21 protein-coding genes are annotated in these 20,352 nt (G+C 72.8%); 8 read left to right on the forward strand and 13 right to left on the reverse strand.

Annotation, left to right across the window (positions count from 1 at the left end; all coding sequences use genetic code 11):
- Positions 1 to 28: 28 nt before the first annotated feature.
- The 3 genes from ABD401_RS07735 to ABD401_RS07745 form a co-directional block, all read right to left on the reverse strand.
- A complete protein-coding gene (locus ABD401_RS07735; RefSeq protein WP_344603292.1) occupies positions 29 to 1,306 on the reverse strand; it encodes an MFS transporter in 1,278 nt (425 codons plus the stop codon).
- Entirely contained in the window at positions 1,303 to 1,737 is a 435-nt protein-coding gene (locus ABD401_RS07740) for a MarR family winged helix-turn-helix transcriptional regulator (RefSeq protein WP_344603294.1), read from the reverse strand. The genes ABD401_RS07735 and ABD401_RS07740 overlap by 4 nt, the downstream gene beginning before the upstream one ends.
- A 174-nt stretch (positions 1,738 to 1,911) precedes the next feature.
- Positions 1,912 to 2,481, reverse strand: a complete 570-nt coding sequence (locus ABD401_RS07745; RefSeq protein WP_344603296.1) for a phosphoribosyltransferase family protein — start codon at positions 2,479 to 2,481, stop codon at positions 1,912 to 1,914.
- A 72-nt stretch (positions 2,482 to 2,553) separates the two neighbouring features.
- Between ABD401_RS07745 and ABD401_RS07750 the strand changes: the two genes are divergently transcribed.
- Positions 2,554 to 2,841, forward strand: coding sequence for a DUF2530 domain-containing protein (locus ABD401_RS07750; RefSeq protein ID WP_344603298.1), 288 nt, complete (start codon positions 2,554 to 2,556; stop codon positions 2,839 to 2,841).
- A 3-nt stretch (positions 2,842 to 2,844) separates the two neighbouring features.
- Here the strand turns inward: ABD401_RS07750 and ABD401_RS07755 are convergent, their stop codons facing one another.
- Positions 2,845 to 3,756 (reverse strand): DUF3027 domain-containing protein, encoded by a 912-nt coding sequence (locus tag ABD401_RS07755; protein ID WP_344603300.1) that lies wholly within the window; start codon positions 3,754 to 3,756, stop codon positions 2,845 to 2,847.
- Positions 3,757 to 3,821: 65 nt separating this feature from the next.
- Between ABD401_RS07755 and ABD401_RS07760 the strand changes: the two genes are divergently transcribed.
- Entirely contained in the window at positions 3,822 to 5,378 is a 1,557-nt protein-coding gene (locus tag ABD401_RS07760; RefSeq protein ID WP_344603302.1) for an MFS transporter, read from the forward strand.
- Between the two features lie 16 nt (positions 5,379 to 5,394).
- On the opposite strand, the gene ABD401_RS07765 is transcribed toward ABD401_RS07760, so the two are convergent.
- Positions 5,395 to 5,778 (reverse strand): cold-shock protein, encoded by a 384-nt coding sequence (locus tag ABD401_RS07765; RefSeq protein ID WP_344603304.1) that lies wholly within the window; start codon positions 5,776 to 5,778, stop codon positions 5,395 to 5,397.
- A gap of 204 nt (positions 5,779 to 5,982) precedes the next feature.
- Here ABD401_RS07765 and ABD401_RS07770 point away from each other — a divergent pair, with 204 nt between their 5' ends.
- Positions 5,983 to 6,882, forward strand: coding sequence for a sucrase ferredoxin (locus ABD401_RS07770; protein WP_344603306.1), 900 nt, complete (start codon positions 5,983 to 5,985; stop codon positions 6,880 to 6,882).
- Positions 6,883 to 6,890: 8 nt separating this feature from the next.
- Here the strand turns inward: ABD401_RS07770 and ABD401_RS07775 are convergent, their stop codons facing one another.
- Positions 6,891 to 7,766 carry a hypothetical protein gene (locus ABD401_RS07775; protein WP_344603308.1) on the reverse strand — a complete coding sequence of 292 codons (876 nt, stop codon included), beginning with the start codon at positions 7,764 to 7,766 and terminating at the stop codon, positions 6,891 to 6,893.
- Positions 7,767 to 7,854: 88 nt separating this feature from the next.
- Between ABD401_RS07775 and ABD401_RS07780 the strand changes: the two genes are divergently transcribed.
- Entirely contained in the window at positions 7,855 to 10,254 is a 2,400-nt protein-coding gene (locus ABD401_RS07780) for a helicase-associated domain-containing protein (RefSeq protein ID WP_344603310.1), read from the forward strand.
- A 175-nt stretch (positions 10,255 to 10,429) separates the two neighbouring features.
- Here ABD401_RS07780 and ABD401_RS07785 read toward each other — a convergent pair whose 3' ends face one another.
- Positions 10,430 to 11,551, reverse strand: a complete 1,122-nt coding sequence (locus ABD401_RS07785) for an epoxide hydrolase family protein (protein ID WP_344603312.1) — start codon at positions 11,549 to 11,551, stop codon at positions 10,430 to 10,432.
- Between the two features lie 36 nt (positions 11,552 to 11,587).
- Positions 11,588 to 11,764 (reverse strand): hypothetical protein, encoded by a 177-nt coding sequence (locus tag ABD401_RS07790; RefSeq protein WP_344603314.1) that lies wholly within the window; start codon positions 11,762 to 11,764, stop codon positions 11,588 to 11,590.
- 100 nt (positions 11,765 to 11,864) lie between these two features.
- Between ABD401_RS07790 and ABD401_RS07795 the strand changes: the two genes are divergently transcribed.
- Complete coding sequence (locus ABD401_RS07795) at positions 11,865 to 13,529, forward strand: DNA repair helicase XPB (protein ID WP_344603316.1); 1,665 nt, start codon at positions 11,865 to 11,867, stop codon at positions 13,527 to 13,529.
- A gap of 5 nt (positions 13,530 to 13,534) precedes the next feature.
- The gene (locus tag ABD401_RS07800) at positions 13,535 to 14,164 is read left to right on the forward strand and encodes an HD domain-containing protein (protein WP_425566083.1); all 630 of its coding nucleotides are present in this window, start codon (positions 13,535 to 13,537) and stop codon (positions 14,162 to 14,164) included.
- Here ABD401_RS07800 and ABD401_RS07805 read toward each other — a convergent pair.
- A complete protein-coding gene (locus ABD401_RS07805) occupies positions 14,152 to 14,433 on the reverse strand; it encodes a DUF4031 domain-containing protein (RefSeq protein ID WP_344603318.1) in 282 nt (93 codons plus the stop codon). The genes ABD401_RS07800 and ABD401_RS07805 overlap by 13 nt on opposite strands.
- A 268-nt stretch (positions 14,434 to 14,701) precedes the next feature.
- On the opposite strand from ABD401_RS07805, the gene ABD401_RS07810 reads away from it, so the two are divergent.
- Both ABD401_RS07810 and ABD401_RS07815 read left to right on the forward strand, forming a co-directional pair.
- Complete coding sequence (locus tag ABD401_RS07810) at positions 14,702 to 15,058, forward strand: hypothetical protein (RefSeq protein ID WP_344603320.1); 357 nt, start codon at positions 14,702 to 14,704, stop codon at positions 15,056 to 15,058.
- 77 nt (positions 15,059 to 15,135) lie between these two features.
- Positions 15,136 to 16,119, forward strand: coding sequence for an NAD(P)H-dependent flavin oxidoreductase (locus ABD401_RS07815; RefSeq protein WP_344603322.1), 984 nt, complete (start codon positions 15,136 to 15,138; stop codon positions 16,117 to 16,119).
- Positions 16,120 to 16,206: 87 nt separating this feature from the next.
- On the opposite strand, the gene groL is transcribed toward ABD401_RS07815, so the two are convergent.
- The 4 genes from groL to thrC form a co-directional block, all read right to left on the reverse strand.
- Complete coding sequence (groL, locus tag ABD401_RS07820; protein WP_344603324.1) at positions 16,207 to 17,841, reverse strand: chaperonin GroEL; 1,635 nt, start codon at positions 17,839 to 17,841, stop codon at positions 16,207 to 16,209.
- Positions 17,842 to 18,050: 209 nt separating this feature from the next.
- Positions 18,051 to 18,701 (reverse strand): pyridoxamine 5'-phosphate oxidase family protein, encoded by a 651-nt coding sequence (locus tag ABD401_RS07825; RefSeq protein ID WP_344603326.1) that lies wholly within the window; start codon positions 18,699 to 18,701, stop codon positions 18,051 to 18,053.
- Positions 18,702 to 18,762: 61 nt separating this feature from the next.
- On the reverse strand, positions 18,763 to 18,966 hold the full coding sequence (locus ABD401_RS07830) for a cold-shock protein (protein ID WP_344603328.1): 204 nt from the start codon (positions 18,964 to 18,966) through the stop codon (positions 18,763 to 18,765).
- Positions 18,967 to 19,099: 133 nt separating this feature from the next.
- Positions 19,100 to 20,347 (reverse strand): threonine synthase, encoded by a 1,248-nt coding sequence (thrC, locus tag ABD401_RS07835; RefSeq protein ID WP_344603330.1) that lies wholly within the window; start codon positions 20,345 to 20,347, stop codon positions 19,100 to 19,102.
- Between the last annotated feature and the right edge of the window lie 5 nt (positions 20,348 to 20,352).

Raw genomic sequence — 20,352 nt, forward strand, 5'->3', positions numbered from 1 at the left:
TTCGTCCTCGCGGAGCCGCGTTCAGTGCTCACGGAACGGGCTCGCTCACCGGGTACTCCAGGCTCAGACGCGGACGGGGGAAGACCGTGGCCCGGACGGTGATCTTCGCGCGGCGGGCCAGGTACGAGCCTGCCAGCGCGGCGGACGCGGCGGTGACGACCCCACCCACGACGAGCGACCAGCGCGGCCCGCACTCCTCCGCCAGCCAGCCGACGAGGGGGGCGCCGACGGGCGTCCCGCCGAACAGGACCGTGATGTACAGCGCCATCACGCGGCCCCGCATCGCAGGCGCGACGGAGAGCTGCATGACCGAGTTCGCGGCGGTCGTCGTCAGCAGCGCCGCGACGCCGACGGCGGGAAGTGACGCCGCGTAGAGCCCGTAGTTCGGCATCACGCCCGAGACGATCTCCAGCAGCCCGAAGGCGAGCGCACCCCCGATCACGAGGCGGACGCGGACCTCCGTCCGCCGGGCGCCGAGCAGCGCACCGGCGAGCGACCCGACCGCGATCGCGGACCCGAGCAGACCGAACTCGCCGGCGCCCTTGCCGAACTCCGCCGTGGCCATCAGGGCGTTGGTGATCTGGAAGTTGAGGCCGAACGTGCCGAGGCAGAAGACGACGAACAGCACGGCCATCAGGTCCGGCCGCCCGCGGACGTAGCGGATGCCCTCGGCCAATTGCCCGCGGCCGCGGGGCGCGAGCTCGCTGCGGTGCAGGTCGGCCACCCGCATGCGGTGCAGGGCGATCACCGGCGCGAGGTAGGTGAGGGCGTTGATCAGGAAGACCCAGCCGGTGTCGCCGTCGAAGGCCTCGATCAGGAAACCGGCGACCGCCGGACCGATGATGCGGCCACCGTTGAAGGACGCCGAGTTCAGGCCGACGGCGTTGGGCAGGTCCTCCCGGCCGACCATCTCGACGACGAACGCCTGCCGGGTCGGGGTGTCGAGGGCCGCGACCACGCCGAGCCCCGCGGCGAGGACGTACACGTGCCAGACCGCTGCGAGGTCGGTGAGCACGAGCGCTCCGAGGATCAGCGCGAGCAGCCCCATCACCGTGTTCGTGACGAACAGCAGCCTGCGCTTGTCGTAGCGGTCGGCCAGGACGCCGCCGAGCGAGGACAGCAGGACGATCGGGCCGAACTGCAGCGCCGTCGTGATGCCGAGCGTGACCGCGCTGCCGCTCGAGAGCTGCAGCACCAGCCAGTCCTGCGCCACCCGCTGCATCCAGGAACCCGTGTTGGACACGGCCATCCCGGTGAAGTATCGGCGGTAGTTGGGGACGGAGAGACTCTTGAAGGTCGGGCTCACGGGGCGATCAGCTTCTCCAGGACCGGCGTCGCCGCCCGGAGGGCCGCGACCTCGGCGGAGGTGAGCTCGGCCATCCGGCTCGCGAGCCACTCCTCCCGGGCGCGCCGGTCCGCGACGAGCATCGCGTGGGCGGCCGAGGTCACCTCGACGACCTTCTGCCGCCGGTCGGTGGGGTGCGGGGTGCTCACGACGAGACCCTTCTCCTCGAGCACCCCGAGCACACGCGTCATCGACGGCGGCTGGACCTTCTCGTGGTCCGCGAGCTGCCCGGGCGTGATCGGGCCGTGCTTGTCGAGGGCCGCCAGGGCCGAGAGCTGGCTCGGCGTCAGGGACAGGTCGGCGCGCTGGTTCCGCAGCCGGCGGGCGAGGCGGGTGACCGCCATCCGCACGCCGTGGGCCAGTTCGAGGTCGGCGGCGGAGAGCGTCGTCATGCCGTCATCGTAACTCATTACTTAGGCTAACGAAATTCTTTTCGCGCCCGCCCGGCGGGCTCAACTTCTCCAGCCTGGCGCGCCCATCCCGGGCCCGGGATACCCGCGGCGCGCAGGAGAAGTTGCGTCCCTGCGCCCCGGGACAGCCGCGGCGCGCAGGAGAGGACGCGGCGATCAGGCGGAGGCGGCGCCGCCGACGGGCCGAATCCCGAGGTCGGCGTAGGTGAGCAGCGGGGAGTAGGGGATCCCGCGGTCGGCGAACTTGATCCGGCCGACGTCGCCGCGGTCGACCAGGGTGACGGCGAGGACGACCTCCGCGCCGAGCTCCTGCACGACGTCGAGCGACTGCAGGATCGAACCCGCGGTGGTGACGACGTCGTCGACGAGCAGCACGCGGACGCCCGGGCCGAGCTCGGCACCCTCGACCCGCTTCTGGGCGCCGTGGTCCTTCTGCTGCTTGCGGACGACGAACCACTCCTTGCCGGTCAGCATCGCGATCCCGTACGCGTAGCAGTCCGCGCCCAGGGTCAGGCCGCCGACGGCGTCGAACTCGACGCCCTGCTCGGCGACCATCTCGACGATCGCCTCGCACGCGGTCTTGAGGCGGTCGCCGGCTGCGAGGGCCTTCTTGCCGTTCATGTAGTCGTGGGACAACTCACCCGAGGCGAGGCGGAACGGCTCCTCGCGGTGCACCAGGCCGTAGGTCTTGACGATGTCGATGGTGCGTTCGCGCAGGTCAGACACGGTGTCGGCTCCGGGGCGTGGGGATCGGATCGGCCCTCATCGTGTCACGAGACCCTGGTTAGGCTGACGGCCATGGCAGGCAGACGGGCACGGGCCGCGACGTCGGCTCGGCGTCCGGACCCCGAGCCGATGGAGGTCGACGAGTCGGTCGTCGTCGCCATCGGGACCGCGGCGTGGTTCGTCGCCTGGGCCGTCCTGCTGGTCTTCCACGGCCGCCTGGAGGACAACGGCAACGAGTGGTACCTGTGGACCGCCGCCGCCGGGTTCGGCCTCGGCTGCTGGGGCTGGTGGCTCACCCGCCGGCGGGTCGAGGCCCGGCGCGCGGGCCGGCGCCGCCGGGCGGCCGGCCCCACGCCGTAGCGGCTACTCCGGGTCGGGCTCGGTGACGACCTCGACGACGACACCGTCGCCGGCGCCGACACCGTCGCCGACAGTCGGCTCCGCGGCCGCGTCCTCGGGGCCGCCGCGCTCGACGAGGTCGTAGTCGACGTGGTCGAGGACGGGCGGGAGCCGCTCGCCGAGGGCCGCGGGGGCGGCGACGATCTCGGAGTGCGCGCCGCAGCCGTGGTCGTAGGAGACGACCCGGCCGTCGTCGGGGGCCTGCTCGTTGGCGCAGACACCGAACACGCGCGCCATCGAGCCCGCGAGCGGGAGCAGGAAGCCGCAGGTCGTGCACTGCGCGGGCGCGGCGGCGGCGAGGGGGGCCTCGGGGCCGCGGTCACCGGAGTACCAGCGGTCGACGGTGTCCGCGCGGCCGACGGGCGAGAGCACCCGCGCCCGGCCGAGGCCGAGCTCGTCGGCGACGGCCGCGACCGTGTCGGCGTAGGCGCCGCCGTCGGCGGGGTCGTAGGGGGCGTCGGTCTCGCCGGTGTACCCGGGGACGAGCCGGTCGTCGTTCTCCGGCGGCGGGAGGATGTCGCCCGGGCCGAGGTCGGCGGGCTGGAAGCGCTCGGCCCACGGGACCCACGGCGGCGCGAGCACGGCGGTCTCGCCCGGCAGCAGCACGACCTCGGAGACCGTCACGTCCTTGGCGCGTGACGCGCGGACCACGGTGACGGCCCAGTGCCAGCCCACGTAACCGGGGTTGGTGGTGGCGAACCGGTGGGTGACGAGGCGCTCGTCCTCGCTGTCGAAGCCGAGGTGGTCACCGATCTCGCCGGGCGCCGCCTCGGCGGCCGCGGCTCGGGCGAGCTCGACCGCCTCGACGCAGGCAGGGTCGGGTCCGGCGGAGCGGCGGGAGCGAGTCGTGGCGGTCACCCGTGAATTCAACCTCATGTCGCGGCGCGCGGACGTCCGGTGTCACGGTTGTCGGAGTTGCGGCGCGGGGCAGGATAGGGACCGTGAGCCCCGGAGACCCGCCCCCGCCGTACGGGGCGCCCCCACCCCAGTACGGGTCCGGGGCCGGTCCGGGGTCGACGCCGCCGAACACGCCGCCGCCCCCGCCGACCGACGAGATGGGCCTGTTCGCGGCCTGGCGCCTCGCCGCCCGCAGCACCGCCCGGGCCAGCGCGAAGACCGCGGACGCCACGCGCCGCACGGTCCGCCGGGCGACGAACGCGCAGGGTGCGGGCGAGTCCGGCATGGCGAAGCTGACCGAACTGTCCGGCCTGAACGCCGCCGGCGACATCCTGGTCACGATTGCGCTGGCCGGGACGCTGTTCTTCAACCCCAGCGACGCCGACCAGGCCCGCGGGCGGGTCGCGCTGTTCCTGCTGATCACGATGGTCCCGTTCGCGCTGCTGGCCCCGCTGATCGGCCCGCTGCTCGACAGGTTCCGCTCCGGCCGCCGCTGGGCCCTCGCGACGACGTTCCTCGTCCGCGCCGTCCTCGCGTGGACGATCGCCGGCGGCGTCCAGGACGCCGACCTGTTCATCTACGCCGGCGCCTTCGGCTGCCTGATGGCCTCGAAGGCCTACGTCCTGATCAAGGCCGCCGGGGTGCCCCGGCTGCTGCCGCCGGGCATCCCGCTGGTGCGCGCGAACTCGTGGACGAACATGGCCGGTCTCGCCGCCGCCACGGTCGCGACGGCGGCGGTCGCACCGATCCAGAGCGTCGCCGGCCCGGAGTGGACGCTGCGTATCGCGACCGTCCTGTTCGGGATCGGCGTCGTGCTCTCCCTGCGCCTGCCGGCGCAGATCGACTCCGACGCCCGTGACTCCCGCGCCTCGTTCGAGGCGCGGTCGGGCCTGGGCAAGGGGCGCTACGTCGGGGCGGCGGTCGACATGGGCGTCCGCGCCAACGCCGCGTTCCGTGGGCTGTCCGGCTTCCTCACGCTGTACCTGGCGTTCCTGCTCCGGGAACACCCGATCGGCGACATGAACGGCAACGTCCAGCTCGGCCTGGTGATCGGCGCCGCCGGCGTCGGCAGCGCGGCCGGGACCGCGGTCGGCAGCGCCCTCAAGACCCGCGGGCCGGAGATCGTCATCGTCGCGCTGCTCGTCGCCGACGTGGTCGCGATCTTCGGCGCGGCGATCTGGTACGGCATCACGGTCGTGCTCGCGGCGGGGTTCGTCGTCGGGTTCGCCCAGACCCTCGGCAAACTCTCGCTGGACTCGATGATCCAGCGCGACGTCGAGGAGGCCGTCCAGAGCTCCGCCTTCGCCCGCAGTGAGACGCGTCTGCAGCTCGCCTGGGTCATCGGCGGCGCGATCGGCATCGCCCTCCCGCTGCGCGGCGGGCTCGCGTTCGCCGTCGCCGGGATCGCCATCGTCGGTCTGACGCTGGAGATGCTCCGCCACGGCAAGGTCAGCCGCGACCAGGTCAAGGCCCGCAAGCAGGCCCCGCCCGCCCCGGCGCCGCCGCGCGCGGACTCGACCCCGCCGGCCCCGCCGGCGCACCCCCGGCCCGCGCCGCGCGACTTCCCGCCGACCCGGAACCGGGGCGACGACAGCTACTGAGCTCGGGCCTCAGGCCTCAGGCCTCGACGTCGTCGGCGACGGCGCGGAGCACCGCGGCGACCTTCTTGGCCTCCGCGGGCGCCGGGCGCCGGCCGCGGCGGTAGGAGTTCGAGACGTTGTCGAGGAGCTTGATCAGGTCCTCGAGCAGGATCGCGATCTCGTCGGGGTCCTTGCGCATGGCCTTGGCCACCGACGGCAGCGGGTCGAGGACGCGCACGGACAGCGCCTGGTCACCCCGGCGGCCCTGGGCGATGCCGAACTCGACGCGGGTCCCGGGCTTGAGCGTCGCCACTCCCGCCGGAAGGGCGTCCTTGTGCACGAAGACGTCCGGGCCGTTGTCCTGCGCGAGAAAGCCGAAGCCCTTCTCGATGTCGAACCACTTGACCTTGCCGGTGGGCACGCTGACCTCGCTGCTGGACCGAAAGCTGCTGGACCGAAACTGGAAAACGCCGAGGCTACCCAAGGGCCGCGCTCCGTGCGTCACGAGTTCCGGCGGGCATTCCTCACGTCTGTTCGCGGTCTCCCCCGGAGCCGGACCGGCCCGCCGCTAGCCTGATTTCGTGGCCTGCCTCGCCGGCGGCTGCGCACTCCCCGTGGTGGTGACATGAGCGACCTCCGCTGCGGCGTGCTGCGTGCCGCCCTCGAAGAGCCCCTGCACGGTTCGGCGCCGACCAAACCCAGGGGCTGGCTCGTCATGGAACACCCCGGGCCGTGGCCGGCCAACGAGGACGACACCGACCTCCCGCCGGGTGTGTCCGAGTTCATGGTGCGCGCCCGCAAACTCAAGGTCCGCCCCCAGCTGATCCGGCGCACGCGCGGCCGCCGGCGCAGCCCGCACCAGGTCTACCTGGGCTTCAGCGGGCCGCAGCCGTGGCTGCGCGGGGCGGAGGTCGGGGACCTGCGCGACCTGCTCGACCTCGACCTCGAGGCGATCGCCGCGGGCATCCACGGCGGTTTCGGGGCGCCGGTGCGCGACCGGATCCTGCTGATCTGCGCGCACGGCCGGCACGACGCCTGCTGCGCCCACTCCGGCCGGCCGGCCGCGGACGCGCTGGCGCGCGAGCTCGGCGACGCCATCTGGGAGACCACCCACCTCGGCGGGCACCGCTTCGCCGCGACGACCGTGACGCTGCCGGAGGCGACCTACCACGGGGCGTTGAACGCGGAGAACGCTCCGGCCGTCGGCCTCGCCTCGCTGCGGGGCGAGGTCGTGCTGCCGCACTACCGCGGGCGGGCCGGGCTCCCCGGGGCCGCGCAGTCCGCGGAGTGGTTCGCCCGGGCGGAGTTCGGCGTCCTCGACGTCGCGGCCGTCGCCCACCAGGGCGTGGTGCAGCTCGACGAGGACACCACCCGCGTCGACCTGCTCGTCGCCGGGCGGATCCTCGCCGTCACCGTGAAGCGCCGCCTGGCCGCCTGCGCCCGGGCGCTGTCCTGCGACGCCGCCGAGGTCGAGCGGCCGGACCACCACGTGCTCGTCGGGATCGAGTCGCACGCCGCCGCCTGACGGTCGGCTCAGCCGGTGTGGTGGTCCCGCACCAGGGCGTAGCCGAGGTAGAGCGCGCCCAGCAGCCCGCAGATCTGGGGCAGCACGGCGAAGGTGTCGGCGAAGGAGTGCCAGGCCTCGGACAGACGCGTCCCGGAGTTGTCGGACTCCTGGATCTGCGTCGCCTGCAGCCACGCCCAGAGGACGGCGAACCCGACACCGGCGGCGGGCATGCCGGCGAGGACCCGGACCTTGTCCGAGATCTCCCAGTAGCGGGACCGCACGACGAGCACGGCCCCGAGCAACCAGCCCAGGTAGCCGAACGGGAACACCGCGATCGCCAGGACGGCCAGGGCGGCGAGCTCCCACCCGAGCCGGCCCATCCCCGACAGCGGGGTGTCACGGGCCACGGACTCGTCGGCCGCGATCGGCCGGATCCGCAGCGCCTCCTCCTCGTCGCGGAACATCGGACGGAAGGTCGGGGCCGGCCGGCCGCTGTACGCGGACTGGGCCGACCGGTCGGCCTGGAGCGGCAGCCGCGGGACCGGCGGCGGGACCGGCGGCGGGACCGCGCCGAGGTCCAGGGTGGGGAAGTCGGTGTCGGGCTCGATCTCGAGCTCGACGACGGGCTCCGGCTCGGGGGCCTTCGCGTGACCCGGGATCAGCTCCGCGGCGACGGCCTCGACCAGATCCTCGGGCTCCCCGAGCTCGGCGAGCTGGTGCTGGGTGCCGCGCAGGTCCCAGCGGGGCGGGGCGCCGACGCGGGCGCGCACCCGGCGACCGATCTCCTCGACGACGACGGCACTGTCAGCCGGCGCCAGCGCGTCGGCCGCGACCCGGCCGGCGCGGGCGAGGTAGTCCGCGACGAGTTCGTCGCCCGGCAACATGCCCACGACGACGATCATGGCCCTCCCGGGGGCGCGGAAACCGCATTGCCCCCCGCGATCCGCGCGCGTTCCGCGCCCGCCACCCGCGCGGCGTAACGTGGAGCGGATGAGCGCGGGGTACTCCACCGGCGTGCGCACGTTGGCCGACGAGCTGCGCGCGCGGGACGACGACGGCCTCGCGGCACTGCTCGGCGCGCGCCCGGACCTGGTCGCACCGGTCCCCACCGACATGACCAATCTCGTCGCCCGGGCGACGACACGGACCTCCGTGGCCCGAGCCCTCGACGCGCTCGACCGCTTCACACTGCAGGTGCTCGACGGCGTCGCCCACCAGGGCGAGCCGGGCACGCTGGCGGCTCTGGAACGCCTGGTGCCCGCCCCGGCGGCCGCGGTGGAGCGCGCGCTGGACGTCCTGCGCGAGCGGGCGCTGGTCTGGGGGCCGGACGACAACCTGCGGGTGGTCCGGACGGTCCGGGAGCTGCTCGGCCCCGGCCCGGGCGGGACCGGCCCGCCGCTGGCCCAGGCCGCCGCGGGGTACCGCCCGTCGCGACTGGCACAGATCCTCGCCGACCTCGGGCTGCCCGGGGAGCCGGATCCGCCGGCGGCCCTGACGGCCCTGACCCGACACCTGTCCCGGCCGGCGACCTTGGCGGCGCTGCTGGAGCAGGCCCCGGCGGGTGCCCGGCAGTTGCTGACCGAGCTGGACGCCGGTGGCGGCGTGGGCACGATCGGGCGCGCGGACCGCGACGTCACCGCCGCGACCGCGAACGGCCCGATCGAGTGGTTGCTCGCCCGCGGGATCCTGGTCGCTCTCGACGGCGAGCGGGCCGTCCTCCCCGCGGAGGTCGCGGTCGCGTTCCGCGGCGGGGCGCTCCACCCCGACCCGCAGCTGTCGCCGCCAGAACTGACGGCCTCTCAGGTCGGTGTCGACGCGGCGGACCGCGCCGGCGCCGGAGCGGCGATGACCTTCGTGCGCCGCGTCGAGGACCTGCTCGACGAGTGGGCGCTCGACCCGCCCGTCGCCCTACGGACCGGCGGGGGCGGCCTCGGCGTCCGTGACCTCAAGCGGGTGCAGGCCGCCGTCGACGGCGACGCCTTCGCCGCGGCCCTCCTGGTCGAGACCGCGTTCGTCGCGGGGCTGGTGGCGACCGAGAGTTCGGGCACCTCGGAGATCTTCCTGCCGACGCCGGAGTTCGACCGGTGGCGCGCGTTCGGCACCGGCCGGCGCTGGGCGGCGCTCGCTGCGGCCTGGCTGGCCAGCAGCCGCGTCGTCGGCCTCGTGGGTTCGCGGCCGGACGGGAAGGACAAGTCGGTCGCGGCGCTCGGTCGCGAGCTGGACCGGGGCACCGCACCGGAGATCCGTCTCGCCGTCCTGTCCGAGCTCGCATCCCTGACGCCGGGTCAGACCACCGGCGCCGTCGACATTCTGGCCCGCCTGACCTGGCAACGGCCGCGGCGCGGCGGGGCGCTGCGTCCCGACCTCGTGCGGTGGACGTTGACCGAGGCGGAACTGCTCGGCGTCACCGGTCGCGGGGCGCTGACCTCGTACGGAAGGGCGCTGATCGCCGGCGAGGTCGAGGACGCCGTGAGCCGGCTGTCGGACGAACTGCCCCAGCCGCTGGACCACGTGATGCTGCAGGCCGACCTGACCGCGATCGCGCCCGGGCCGCTGGTCCGGTCGCTGGCCGCGGACCTCTCCCTCGCAGCCGACGTCGAGTCGACCGGCGGCGCGACTGTGTTCCGCTTCACCGACGCGTCGATCCGCCGTGCGCTCGACGCGGGACGCAGCGCTGCCGACCTGCACGAACTGTTCGCCCGGGCGTCCCGGACGCCGGTGCCGCAGCCGCTGACCTACCTCGTCGACGACGTGGCCCGCCGGCACGGCCGCATCCGCGTCGGCACCGCGGATGCGTACCTGCGCTGCGACGACGAGACCGTCGTCTCGGAGCTGGTCTCGGACCGGCGCGCGGCCAAGCTCGGGCTGCGCAAGCTCGCCCCGACCGTCGCAATCGCCTCGGTGGCCGTCGACACCGTCCTGGCGACCCTGCGCGAGCTCGGCTACGCCCCGGCGGCGGAGTCCGCGACGGGAGCCGTCGTGCTCCGGCGTCCCGACGCGCGCCGGACGGGCCCGCGCACCGCGCCCAAGCCGGTGCTCTCCGACCGGCCCGCCCCGACGCCCCAGTTGCGGGCGGCCGCGGTCCGCGCCCTGCGCGCCGGCGACCGCGCCGCCGCCGTCGGGGCCCGCCGGTCCGCCGAGGAGGCCGAGCGCCCCTCGACGCTGACCGAGAAGCCGACCTCGACCAGTGCCCTGATCAGCCGCCTCCGCGCCGCCGCCGACGCCCAGACCTCGCTCTGGCTCGGCTACGTCGGGGACGACGGCACCGCCACCGACCGGATCGTCGACCCCATCGCCGTCGAGGGCGGCGTCCTCAAGGCCTTCGACCACCGCCAGGCCCGGGTCCGCTCCTTCGCCCTCTCCCGCATCTCCGCCGTCGCCGACGCGTAGCCCCCCGGGGGCGCAACTTCTCCTGCGCGCCGCGCCTATCCCAGGCCTCGGATAGGCGCGCCACGCCGGAGAAGTTGGCCCGCCCCGCCCCTGTCAAGAAAGGGTGACACCCCTTACTGCGCAGTAAGGGGTGTCACCCTTTCTTTTCCACAGGCCAGGTCAGGGCAGGGGCAGGTCAGGGCATCAGGCGGAAGCAGGCGCGGACCTCGGCGACGAAGGCCTCCGGGACCTCGAGGGACGGGAAGTGGCCGCCCCGTTCGAGGTCGGTGTTGAAGTACCGGATGTCGGAGAAGCGCCGCTCCAGCCAGGGGCGCGGGGTCTTCACGACCTCGCGGGGGAAGAACGAGGCCCCCATCGGGACGCCGACCGGGTCGCGGCCGAGGTGGCGGGGGAAGTTCTCCCAGTAGATCCGGGCCGAGGAGGCCCCGGCGGCGGGGAGCCAGTAGAGCATCACGTTGTCGAGCAGGACGTCGCGCGAGATGACCGACTCCAGGTCGCCGCCGTTGTCGGTCCAGGCCCAGAACTTGTCGAGGATCCAGGTCAGCTGCGCAGCCGGGGAGTCGACGAGGCCGTAGCCGATCGTCTGCGGCCGGGTGCTCTGCTGCGCCGAGTAGCCCTGGCCGCGGGCGCGCCACTCCTCGGCGTCGGCGAGCCACGCCCGGTCGAGGTCGCTGAGTTCGGCGTCCGGGACGCTCGGCGCGCGGGGCAGCGTCATGTGGATGCCCGCGACGTGGTCGGGGTCGACGGCCCCGAGGTCACCGGTGATGAACGAGCCCCAGTCCCCGCCCTGGGCCCAGTAGCGGTCGTAGCCGAGCTTCGCCATCAGCTGCGCCCACGCCCGCGCGATGCGCTGGACGTTCCAGCCCGTCTCCGTCGGCTTGCCGCTGAACCCGAAGCCCGGCAGCGTCGGGCAGACGACGTGGAACGCGTCCGCGGGGTCCGGCGGGTCGGTCAGCAGCGGGATCACGTCGAGGAACTCGATCACCGACCCGGGCCACCCGTGGGTGATCACCAGCGGCCGGGCCTGCGGGTGCGGCGAGCGGGCGTGCAGGACGTGGATGTCGACGCCGTCGATCTCGACCAGGAACTGCGGGTGGACGTTGATCCGGTCCGCGACGCGGTTCATGTCGTAGCCGTGGACCCAGTAGCTCGCGACGTCCTTCGCGTAGTCGAGCGGGACGCCCTGGGACCAGTCGTCCACCGGCTCGGGATTCGCCCAGCGGGTCCGGAGCAGGCGCTCGCGAAGGTCGTCGATCTCCTTCGGGTCGATCTCGACCCGGAACTCGGTGCCGATCATTCGCGGGACGTTACCCGCCCCGCGATCCGGCCCGGGTCAGGCGGCGCCGGACGCCAGCGGCAGGCGGGTGGTGGAGGTGACCCAGCCCTTGCCGGGCTCGAAGGTGGAGACGATCGACGAGGTGACGGCGCCGTCCTCGTTGAGGAAGTCGATCCGCAGGTGACGGGCGAACGGCAGCGGGCGGTCGTAGACATACCGGACGGTGGCGGACATCGTTCCTCCTGCGTTGCGAGCTTTCGCAGCACAGACGCCGGAGCGGGACCGAACGTTCACTCCCCGACACGATTCCCAGGGATCAAGCAGAATGGGTCGGATGACCGACGGCCCGCTGATCGTGCAGTCCGACAAGACCCTCCTGCTCGAGGTCGACCACGAGCAGGCCGAGGCCTGTCGGCGGGCCATCGCGCCCTTCGCCGAGCTGGAGCGCTCCCCCGAGCACGTCCACACCTACCGGCTGACGCCGCTGGGCCTGTGGAACGCCCGGGCGGCCGGCCACGACGCCGAGCAGGTCGTCGACACGCTGCTGAAGTACTCCCGCTACGCCGTTCCGCACTCGCTGCTCGTCGACGTCGCGGAGACCATGGCCCGCTACGGCCGGCTGCGACTGGAGAAACACCCGGTGCACGGCCTGGTGCTCTCGACCACCGACCGGCCGGTGCTCGAAGAGGTGCTGCGGTCGAAGAAGGTCGCCCCGCTGGTCGGCGAGCGCATCGACCCCGACACGGTCGTCGTCCACCCGTCCGAGCGCGGGCACCTCAAGCAGGTCCTGCTCAAGGTCGGCTGGCCGGCCGAGGACTTCGCCGGGTACGTCGACGGCGAGGCGCACCCGATCTTCCTCGACGAGGACGGCTGGACGCTGCGGCCCTACCAGCGCGAGGCCGTGACCGGGTTCTGGCACGGCGGATCCGGCGTCGTCGTCCTCCCCTGCGGCGCGGGCAAGACCCTCGTCGGCGCGGCCGCGATGGCCGAGGCGAAGGCGACGACGCTGATCCTCGTCACCAACACCGTCTCGGCGCACCAGTGGCGCACGGAGCTGCTCAAGCGCACGTCGCTGACCGAGAACGAGATCGGCGAGTACTCCGGGCAGCGCAAGGAGATCCGGCCGGTCACGATCGCGACCTACCAGGTCCTGACGACGAAGCGGAAGGGCGTCTACGCACACCTCGAGCTCTTCGACGCCCGCGACTGGGGCCTGATCGTCTACGACGAGGTGCACCTGCTCCCGGCGCCGATCTTCCGGCTGACCGCGGACCTGCAGGCGCGGCGCCGCCTCGGTCTGACGGCCACTCTGATCCGCGAGGACGGCCGCGAGGGCGACGTGTTCTCCCTGATCGGCCCGAAGCGTTACGACGCCCCGTGGAAGGACATCGAGGCCCAGGGCTACATCGCGCCCGCCGACTGCGTCGAGGTCCGCGTGACGCTGACCGACCACGAGCGGCTGCTCACCGCGACCGCCGAGGCCGAGGAGCGCTACAAGCTCGCCTCCACCGCGCGGTCGAAGTCGCGGGTGGTCGAGGCGCTCGTCCAGAAGCACGCGGGCGAGCAGGTCCTCGTCATCGGCCAGTACCTCGACCAGCTCGACGATCTCGGCGCGCGGCTGGACGCCCCCGTCATCAAGGGCGAGACGACGGTCAAGGAGCGCGAGCGCCTGTTCGACCTGTTCCGCACCGGGCAGATTCACGTCCTCGTCGTGTCGAAGGTCGCCAACTTCTCGATCGACCTGCCCGAGGCGGCGGTGGCGATCCAGGTGTCCGGCACGTTCGGCTCGCGACAGGAGGAGGCCCAGCGCCTCGGGCGGGTCCTGCGCCCCAAGGCCGACGGCCGCGGCGCGCGGTTCTACGCGATCGTCTCCCGCGACACCGTCGACCAGGAGTTCGCCGCGCACCGCCAGCGCTTCCTCGCCGAGCAGGGCTACGCGTACCGGATCCTCGACGCCGAGGACGTCCTCGGCGGGGTCGAGGACCCCGGCACCGGCTGATTCCCGTGGAGCTCGTCGAGCGCTGGGACGCGCTGCTGCGCGGCGCGGGCGCGGCGGACGCCGCCGCGACCGGGGCGCAGCTGCTCGGGCGGTGGGCCGAGCCCCACCGGCGCTACCACGACCTCGCCCACCTCGCGGCGGTGCTCGACGGCGTCGACGTCCTCGCCGACCACGCGGACGACGCGACCGCCGTCCGGCTCGCGGCCTGGTACCACGACGCGGTGTACGCCTGCGCCCCCGACGACGAGGAGCAGAGCGCACGGCTCGCGGAGGCCGAGCTGTCCGCGCTCGGGCTGCCCGCCGCCCGGGTGGCCGAGGTCGCGCGGCTGGTGCGCCTGACGACGACACACGATCCCGCCTCGGGCGACCGCAACGGCGAGGTCCTCTGCGACGCCGACCTCGCGGTGCTCGCCGGGTCGGCGGCGGACTACCGCCGCTACACCGACGCGGTGCGCGCCGAGTACGCCCACGTCCCGGACGAGGAGTTCCGCGCCGGCCGCGCGCGGATCCTGATCTCGCTGCTCGCGATGCCCGCGCTGTTCCGCACCCCAGCGGGAAGGGATCGCTGGGAGGCGGACGCGCGAGCGAACGTCAGCGCGGAGCTAACCGAGCTGACTGGCCGTCAGGAAGCCTGACGCAGGTACGACGGCACCTTCGGGGTGCGCAGACCGACGGCGCGGAGGGCGCGCACGATGTCCCGGGGCGACACCGGCCGGGCCCCGGCCGCGACGATCCGGTCGTACCACTCGGCCGGGACGTCGTAGTGGTCCCGGTCGAACGCCTCGGCCGGGATTCCCGCGACCGCGGCGAACGCGTGCAGCTCGTCCAGCGACGTGTCCGAGGCGACGTGCGACCACAGCCGCCCGTGCCCCGCCCAGGTCGGGGGATCGATCAACATCGCCATGTCCCTCAGGTTATGCAGCCGATTTCCCCGGTGCCGCGGACTTGACGCTCACCACACCAACGGCGTACCCAGACCCCCGCATCCCGGCCGTGGTGCCTCCCTCAACCCGTCCGGGAGGCGCGCACTCCGCTCATGCATGAGCAGAGCGTCGATTCGTGTCCGATTTGTCCCGATTCGATCGACCACCCGCTCATGCATGAGCGGCGACGGGGGCGCCGGGGGTGCGGGGGCGGGGCGTCGGGGGCGCGGGGGCGGGGAGAATCGGGGGGTGCGGACGACGGACGAGGCGCTGCTGGACGCCCGGGCGCGGGTGCTGGCGGACCTGACGGCGACGGGGGCGGCGACGGCCGACTCGGTGTCGGTCCTGGAGGAGAAGCTCGCCGAGCGCCGGTGGTGGGCGGACGAGTGGCCCGAGGGCACCGCGTACGTCGCGGGGCAGGTCGCGCAGGACGTCCAGGACGCGCTGCTCGACTCCGGCATCGGCCGCTGGCCCCTGTGCCGGCGGTGCGCCCCCGAGGAGGAGCCGCACGAGCTGCGGATCAGCCCCGAGCTCGGCCCCGACCCGGAGTGGGTCTGCGAGCAGTCCGGGGCACCGATCGCTCCACTCGGGGCGCTGACCGCCTGACCGTTCGGCCCCGTCCGGGTCCATGCTGGTCGTAGCGCGCGATCACCGACGCCGACGACGGACGGAGCGCCTTGACGATGGTGACGACCCGGTTCACCGAGCTGTTCGAGCTCGACCACCCGATCATGTCCGCGCCGATGGCGCTGCACAGCGGCGGTTCGCTCGCCGCCGCGGTGTCCGCGGCCGGCGGGCTGGGGTCCTTCGGCGGGATCCATCCCGCGCGGGGGCCGGACTGGATCGAAGCGGAGATCCTGCGGATCCGCGGGGCGACGGACCGCCCGTTCGGGGTCGGGTTCATCACCGCCTTCCTCCCGATGTTCGGGTCGCTGCTCGACGCCGCCCTCGCGGGCCGGCCGCAGGTCGTCGCGTTCTCCTTCGGCGACCCGGGGCCCTACGTCGCGCAGGCGAAGGACGCCGGCGCCACCGTGATGTGCCAGGTCCAGAACCTGACGGATGCCCAGCTCGCCGTCGACGCCGGGGCCGACATCCTCGTCGCCCAGGGGACGGAGGCCGGCGGGCACACCGGCACCCGCGGGCTGCTCCCACTCCTCGGCGCGGTGCTCGACCGCTACCCCGACATCCCCGTCCTCGCCGCCGGCGGGATCACCGACGGCCGCAGCCTTGCCGCCGTCCTCGCGGCCGGGGCCGACGGCGCGTGGGTCGGCACGGCGTTCCTCGCCACGGACGAGGCCGTCGAGGTGCACGACGTCCACAAGCAGCTCATCGTCGCCAGCGACGGCGACGACACGGTCTGGACGCGGGTGTACGACATCGCCTCCGGCCTGCCCTGGCCCGAGGGTGTCGGGGAGCGGGTGCGACGCAACGCCCACGTCGACCGCTGGACCGGACGCGAGTCCGAGCTCAAACCCGCGCCGCGGCCTGAGGGCGCGCCGGTCGAGAACCCGTTCGCGAAGCCGCCGGACCCCGCGACCGACGCGGTCCTCTACGGCCAGGGCGCCCACGCGGTCACCGCGGTGCGGCCCGCGGCCGAGGTGCTGCGCTCGATCTCCGGCGACGCCGAGGCGCTGCTGCGCGCCCGCACGAGCACCCTGCTCGGCTGACGAACGGCCGAAGGCCCCGGCGGGAGATCCCGCCGGGGCCTTCGTGTCAGATCGTGCTGGTCGTGCTGGTGGTGCGAGGAGCTGGACTCAGAAGTCCATGCCGCCCATGCCACCCATGCCGCCGGCGGCAGCCGCCGCGGCGGACTCCTTCTCCGGCTTGTCGGCGATGACGGCCTCGGTGGTGAGGAAGAGGCCGGCGATCGACGCCGCGTTCTGCAGCGCGGAGCGGGTGACCTTGGCCGGGTCGATGATGCCGGCGGCGATCAGGTCGACGTACTCGCCGGTCGCGGCGTTGAGTCCGTGGCCGATCTCGAGGTTGCTGACCTTCTCCGCCACGACGCCGCCCTCAAGGCCGGCGTTCACGGCGATCTGCTTCAGCGGGGCCGAGAGCGCAACCTTGACGATGTTGGCGCCAGTGGCCTCGTCGCCCTCGAGGTCGAGCTTCTCGAACGCGGTCTTGCCGGCCTGGAGCAGGGCCACGCCACCACCGGCGACGATGCCCTCCTCGACGGCCGCCTTCGCGTTGCGAACGGCGTCCTCGATGCGGTGCTTGCGCTCCTTGAGCTCGACCTCGGTCGCGGCGCCGGCCTTGATGACCGCAACACCGCCGGCCAGCTTGGCCAGGCGCTCCTGCAGCTTCTCGCGGTCGTAGTCGCTGTCCGAGCGCTCGATCTCGGCGCGGATCTGGTTGACGCGACCCGCGATCTGGTCGGCGTCGCCGGCACCCTCGACGATGGTCGTCTCGTCCTTGGTGACGACGACCTTGCGAGCGCGGCCGAGCAGGTCCAGGCCGGCGGTCTCGAGCTTGAGGCCGACGGTCTCGCTGATGACCTGACCACCCGTCAGGGTGGCGATGTCCTGCAGCATGGCCTTGCGGCGGTCGCCGAAGCCCGGAGCCTTGACGGCGACGGACTTGAACGTGCCACGGACCTTGTTCACGACGAGGGTCGCGAGGGCCTCACCCTCGACGTCCTCGGCGATGATCGCCAGCGGCTTGCCGGACTGCATGACCTTCTCCAGCAGCGGGAGCAGGTCCTTGACCGAGCTGATCTTGGACTCGACGAGGAGGACGTACGGGTCCTCGAGGACCGCCTCCATGCGCTCCGGGTCGGTCCAGAAGTACGGGCTGATGTAGCCCTTGTCGAAGCGCATGCCCTCGGTGAGCTCAAGCTCGAGGCCGAAGGTGTTGCTCTCCTCGACGGTGATGACGCCTTCCTTGCCGACCTTGTCCATCGCCTCGGCGATCATCTCGCCGATGGTGTTGTCGGCCGCCGAGATGGAGGCGGTAGCAGCGATCTGCTCCTTGGTCTCCACCGGCTTGGCGATGTTGATGAGCTCTTCGCTGACGCGCTCGACAGCGGCCTCGATGCCCTTCTTCAGGGACATCGGGTTCGCGCCGGCGGCGACGTTGCGCAGACCCTCGCGCACGAGCGCCTGGGCCAGCACGGTCGCCGTGGTGGTGCCGTCACCAGCAACGTCGTCGGTCTTCTTCGCGACCTCCTTGACGAGCTCGGCGCCGATCTTCTCCCACGGGTCCTCGAGGTCGATCTCCTTGGCGATGGAGACACCGTCGTTGGTGATCGTCGGCGCTCCCCACTTCTTCTCGAGGACGACGTTGCGGCCCTTGGGGCCCAGCGTCACCTTGACGGCGTCCGCGAGGGCGTTCATGCCGCGCTCGAGACCGCGCCGCGCCTCCTCGTCGAAGGCGATGATCTTGGCCATGCTGTTGGGTCCTCCCAGATGGGGTGGATTCAGAGCCGGGCGGTGCCCGCGACGGACGACCGGAGCGCCGGCGACCCCTTTCGCGCCGGACCCTCCGGCCTCACCGGCCGGTCTGCAGTGCTGTCACTCTCATGCCACGAGTGCTAGTCCCATGATTAGCACTCGACCCCCGCGAGTGCAAGCTCGGATCCCGCTCGACCCGGCCCGAGTCAGGCCTCGACGCTCGGGGTCGCGTCGCGCTTGGTCTCGCCGACCTTGAAGTAGTCGCCGCCCTTGCGCTTGCTGTCGTCGGTGCCCCAGTCGAGCTGGCGGTCCAGCTTCGCCAGCCGCGGGATGTGCTTGGAGCAGTGGATGTAGGCCTCGTGGACGTGCACCGCGACCCAGCGCTCGGGCCGGCGACCGCCCTGGCGGGTCAGCATCTCCAGCAGCGGGACCGTCACACGCTCGTCGGCGAGCAGGTCCTCGTGCTCGAGGATCGTCGCGGCGCCGTTGACGTGAAGCCCGATCAGATCGTCGAAGAAGTCGACGAACATCAGCCCGACGTGAGCGTTCTCGATGATGTTGCCGAGGCTGGCGTAGACGCCGTTGCCGCGCAGTTCGGGGTAGACCAGCGTCCGCTCGTCGAGAGCGACGACGAAGCCGGCCTCACCGGCCCGGAAGGAGGAGTCGCACTCACCGCGGGCGTCCGCGGTGGCGATGAAGACCATCTCCTGGCGCGCGATGAACTCGCGCATGGCCTCGTTGAGGTGGTCGAGCATCTGACGGTCGTAGAACGAGCGGGCCCGATCGACCGCGTCCCAGCGCTCCTGGACGGCGTGCTCACCGTCGGAGCCGGGCAGACGTGAGTTGTCCGTGGACATCTGGACACCGTACAGACGGCCGGCGGACCTCCGGGACGAATCCCGGCCTTACAGCTTGGTTCTAGGCGATGGTGCGAACCGCGTCCGCCTGGGGCCCCTTGGCGCCCTGGGCGATCTCGAACTCGACCCGCTGGCCCTCGTCGAGGGAGCGGTAACCATCAGCCTGAATTGCCGAGTAGTGCACGAACACGTCCGCGCCACCGTCGACCGCGATGAAGCCGTAGCCCTTCTCCGCGTTGAACCATTTGACGGTGCCTTGAGGCATCGGTCTCTCCTGGTGCCGAGCTGAACTTGATGTGACGCCGCTGACATTAGCGGGCGGCACAAGCCCAGGACCAGGGGTTTCGCGCGCGAGAGTGAGCCCGTTCCGGACGCCGCGAGCCGCCCGAGACCCCTCGTCAGATCCCGGCGGACCGGTACGACGCCATCGTCGGCTTGATGGTCGCGGTCGGACCGACGTGCGCCGCGATCGCGTCCAGCGTCTTGAGTCCGTCACCGGTGTTGAACACGACGGTCTCGGCGTCGGGGTCGAGCTGGCCGGTCGCGAGGAGCTTGCGCAGCGTCGCGATCGTGACACCGCCCGCCGTCTCACCGAAGATGCCCTCGGTCCGGGCGAGCAGCTTCATGCCCTCGACGACCTCGTCGTCGGAGACGTCCTCGACGGTCCCGCCGGTGCGCCGGCAGACGTCGAGCACGTACGGGCCGTCGGCCGGGTTGCCGATCGCGAGGGACTTGGCGATGGTGTCGGGCCGGACCGGGGCGACGAAGTCGCGGCCGTCCTTGAACGCCACCGAGACCGGGGAGCACCCGGTCGCCTGGGCGCCGAAGATCTTGTACGGCGTCTGTTCGACCAGACCGAGCTTCGCGAACTCGGTGTAGGCCTTGTCCACCTTCGTCAGCTGCGAGCCGGACGCGATCGGGATGACGGTCTGCGGCGGGATGCGCCAACCGAGCTGCTCGGCGACCTCGTACCCGAGGGTCTTCGAACCCTCGGCGTAGTACGGACGGACGTTGACGTTCACGAACGCCCAGTCCTCCTCCTCGCCGGCGAGCTCGGAGGCGAGGCGGTTGACGTCGTCGTAGTTGCCCTCGACGGCCAGCAGCGTGCCCGCGTAGACCGCGGTGGTGAGGATCTTCTGCTGCTCGAGGTCGGCCGGGATCATCACGACCGACTTGATGCCGGCGCGGGCCGCGGCCGCGGCGACGGCGTTGGCGAGATTGCCGGTCGACGGGCAGGCGAGGACGGTGAAGCCGAGCTCGCGGGCCGCGGCCAGGGCGACGGCGACGACGCGGTCCTTGAACGAGTGCGTCGGGTTGCCGGAGTCGTCCTTCACCCACAGGCGCTTCATGCCGAGTTCGGCCGCGAGGTTGTCGGCGCGGATCAGCTTCGTCCAGCCCGGGTTGAGGGTCTTGGTCTCGGCGACGTGGGACGGGACCGGGAGCAGGTCCTTGTAGCGCCAGATGTTGGTGGGGCCGGCCTCGATGGTGGCGCGGGTGATCGTCGGGAAGTCGTAGGCGACCTCGAGCGGGCCGAAGCACTCACCGCAGGCGTAGAGGGGGCCGATCTCGTAGGCGGAGCCGCATTCGCGACAGCTCAGGCCGGTGGCACTGCCCAGAAGACGGGGGGCCGGGGGTGCAGACGTCATGGCGT

It is taken from the genome of Sporichthya brevicatena, assembly GCF_039525035.1.
Classification (GTDB): Bacteria; Actinomycetota; Actinomycetes; order Sporichthyales; family Sporichthyaceae; genus Sporichthya; species Sporichthya brevicatena.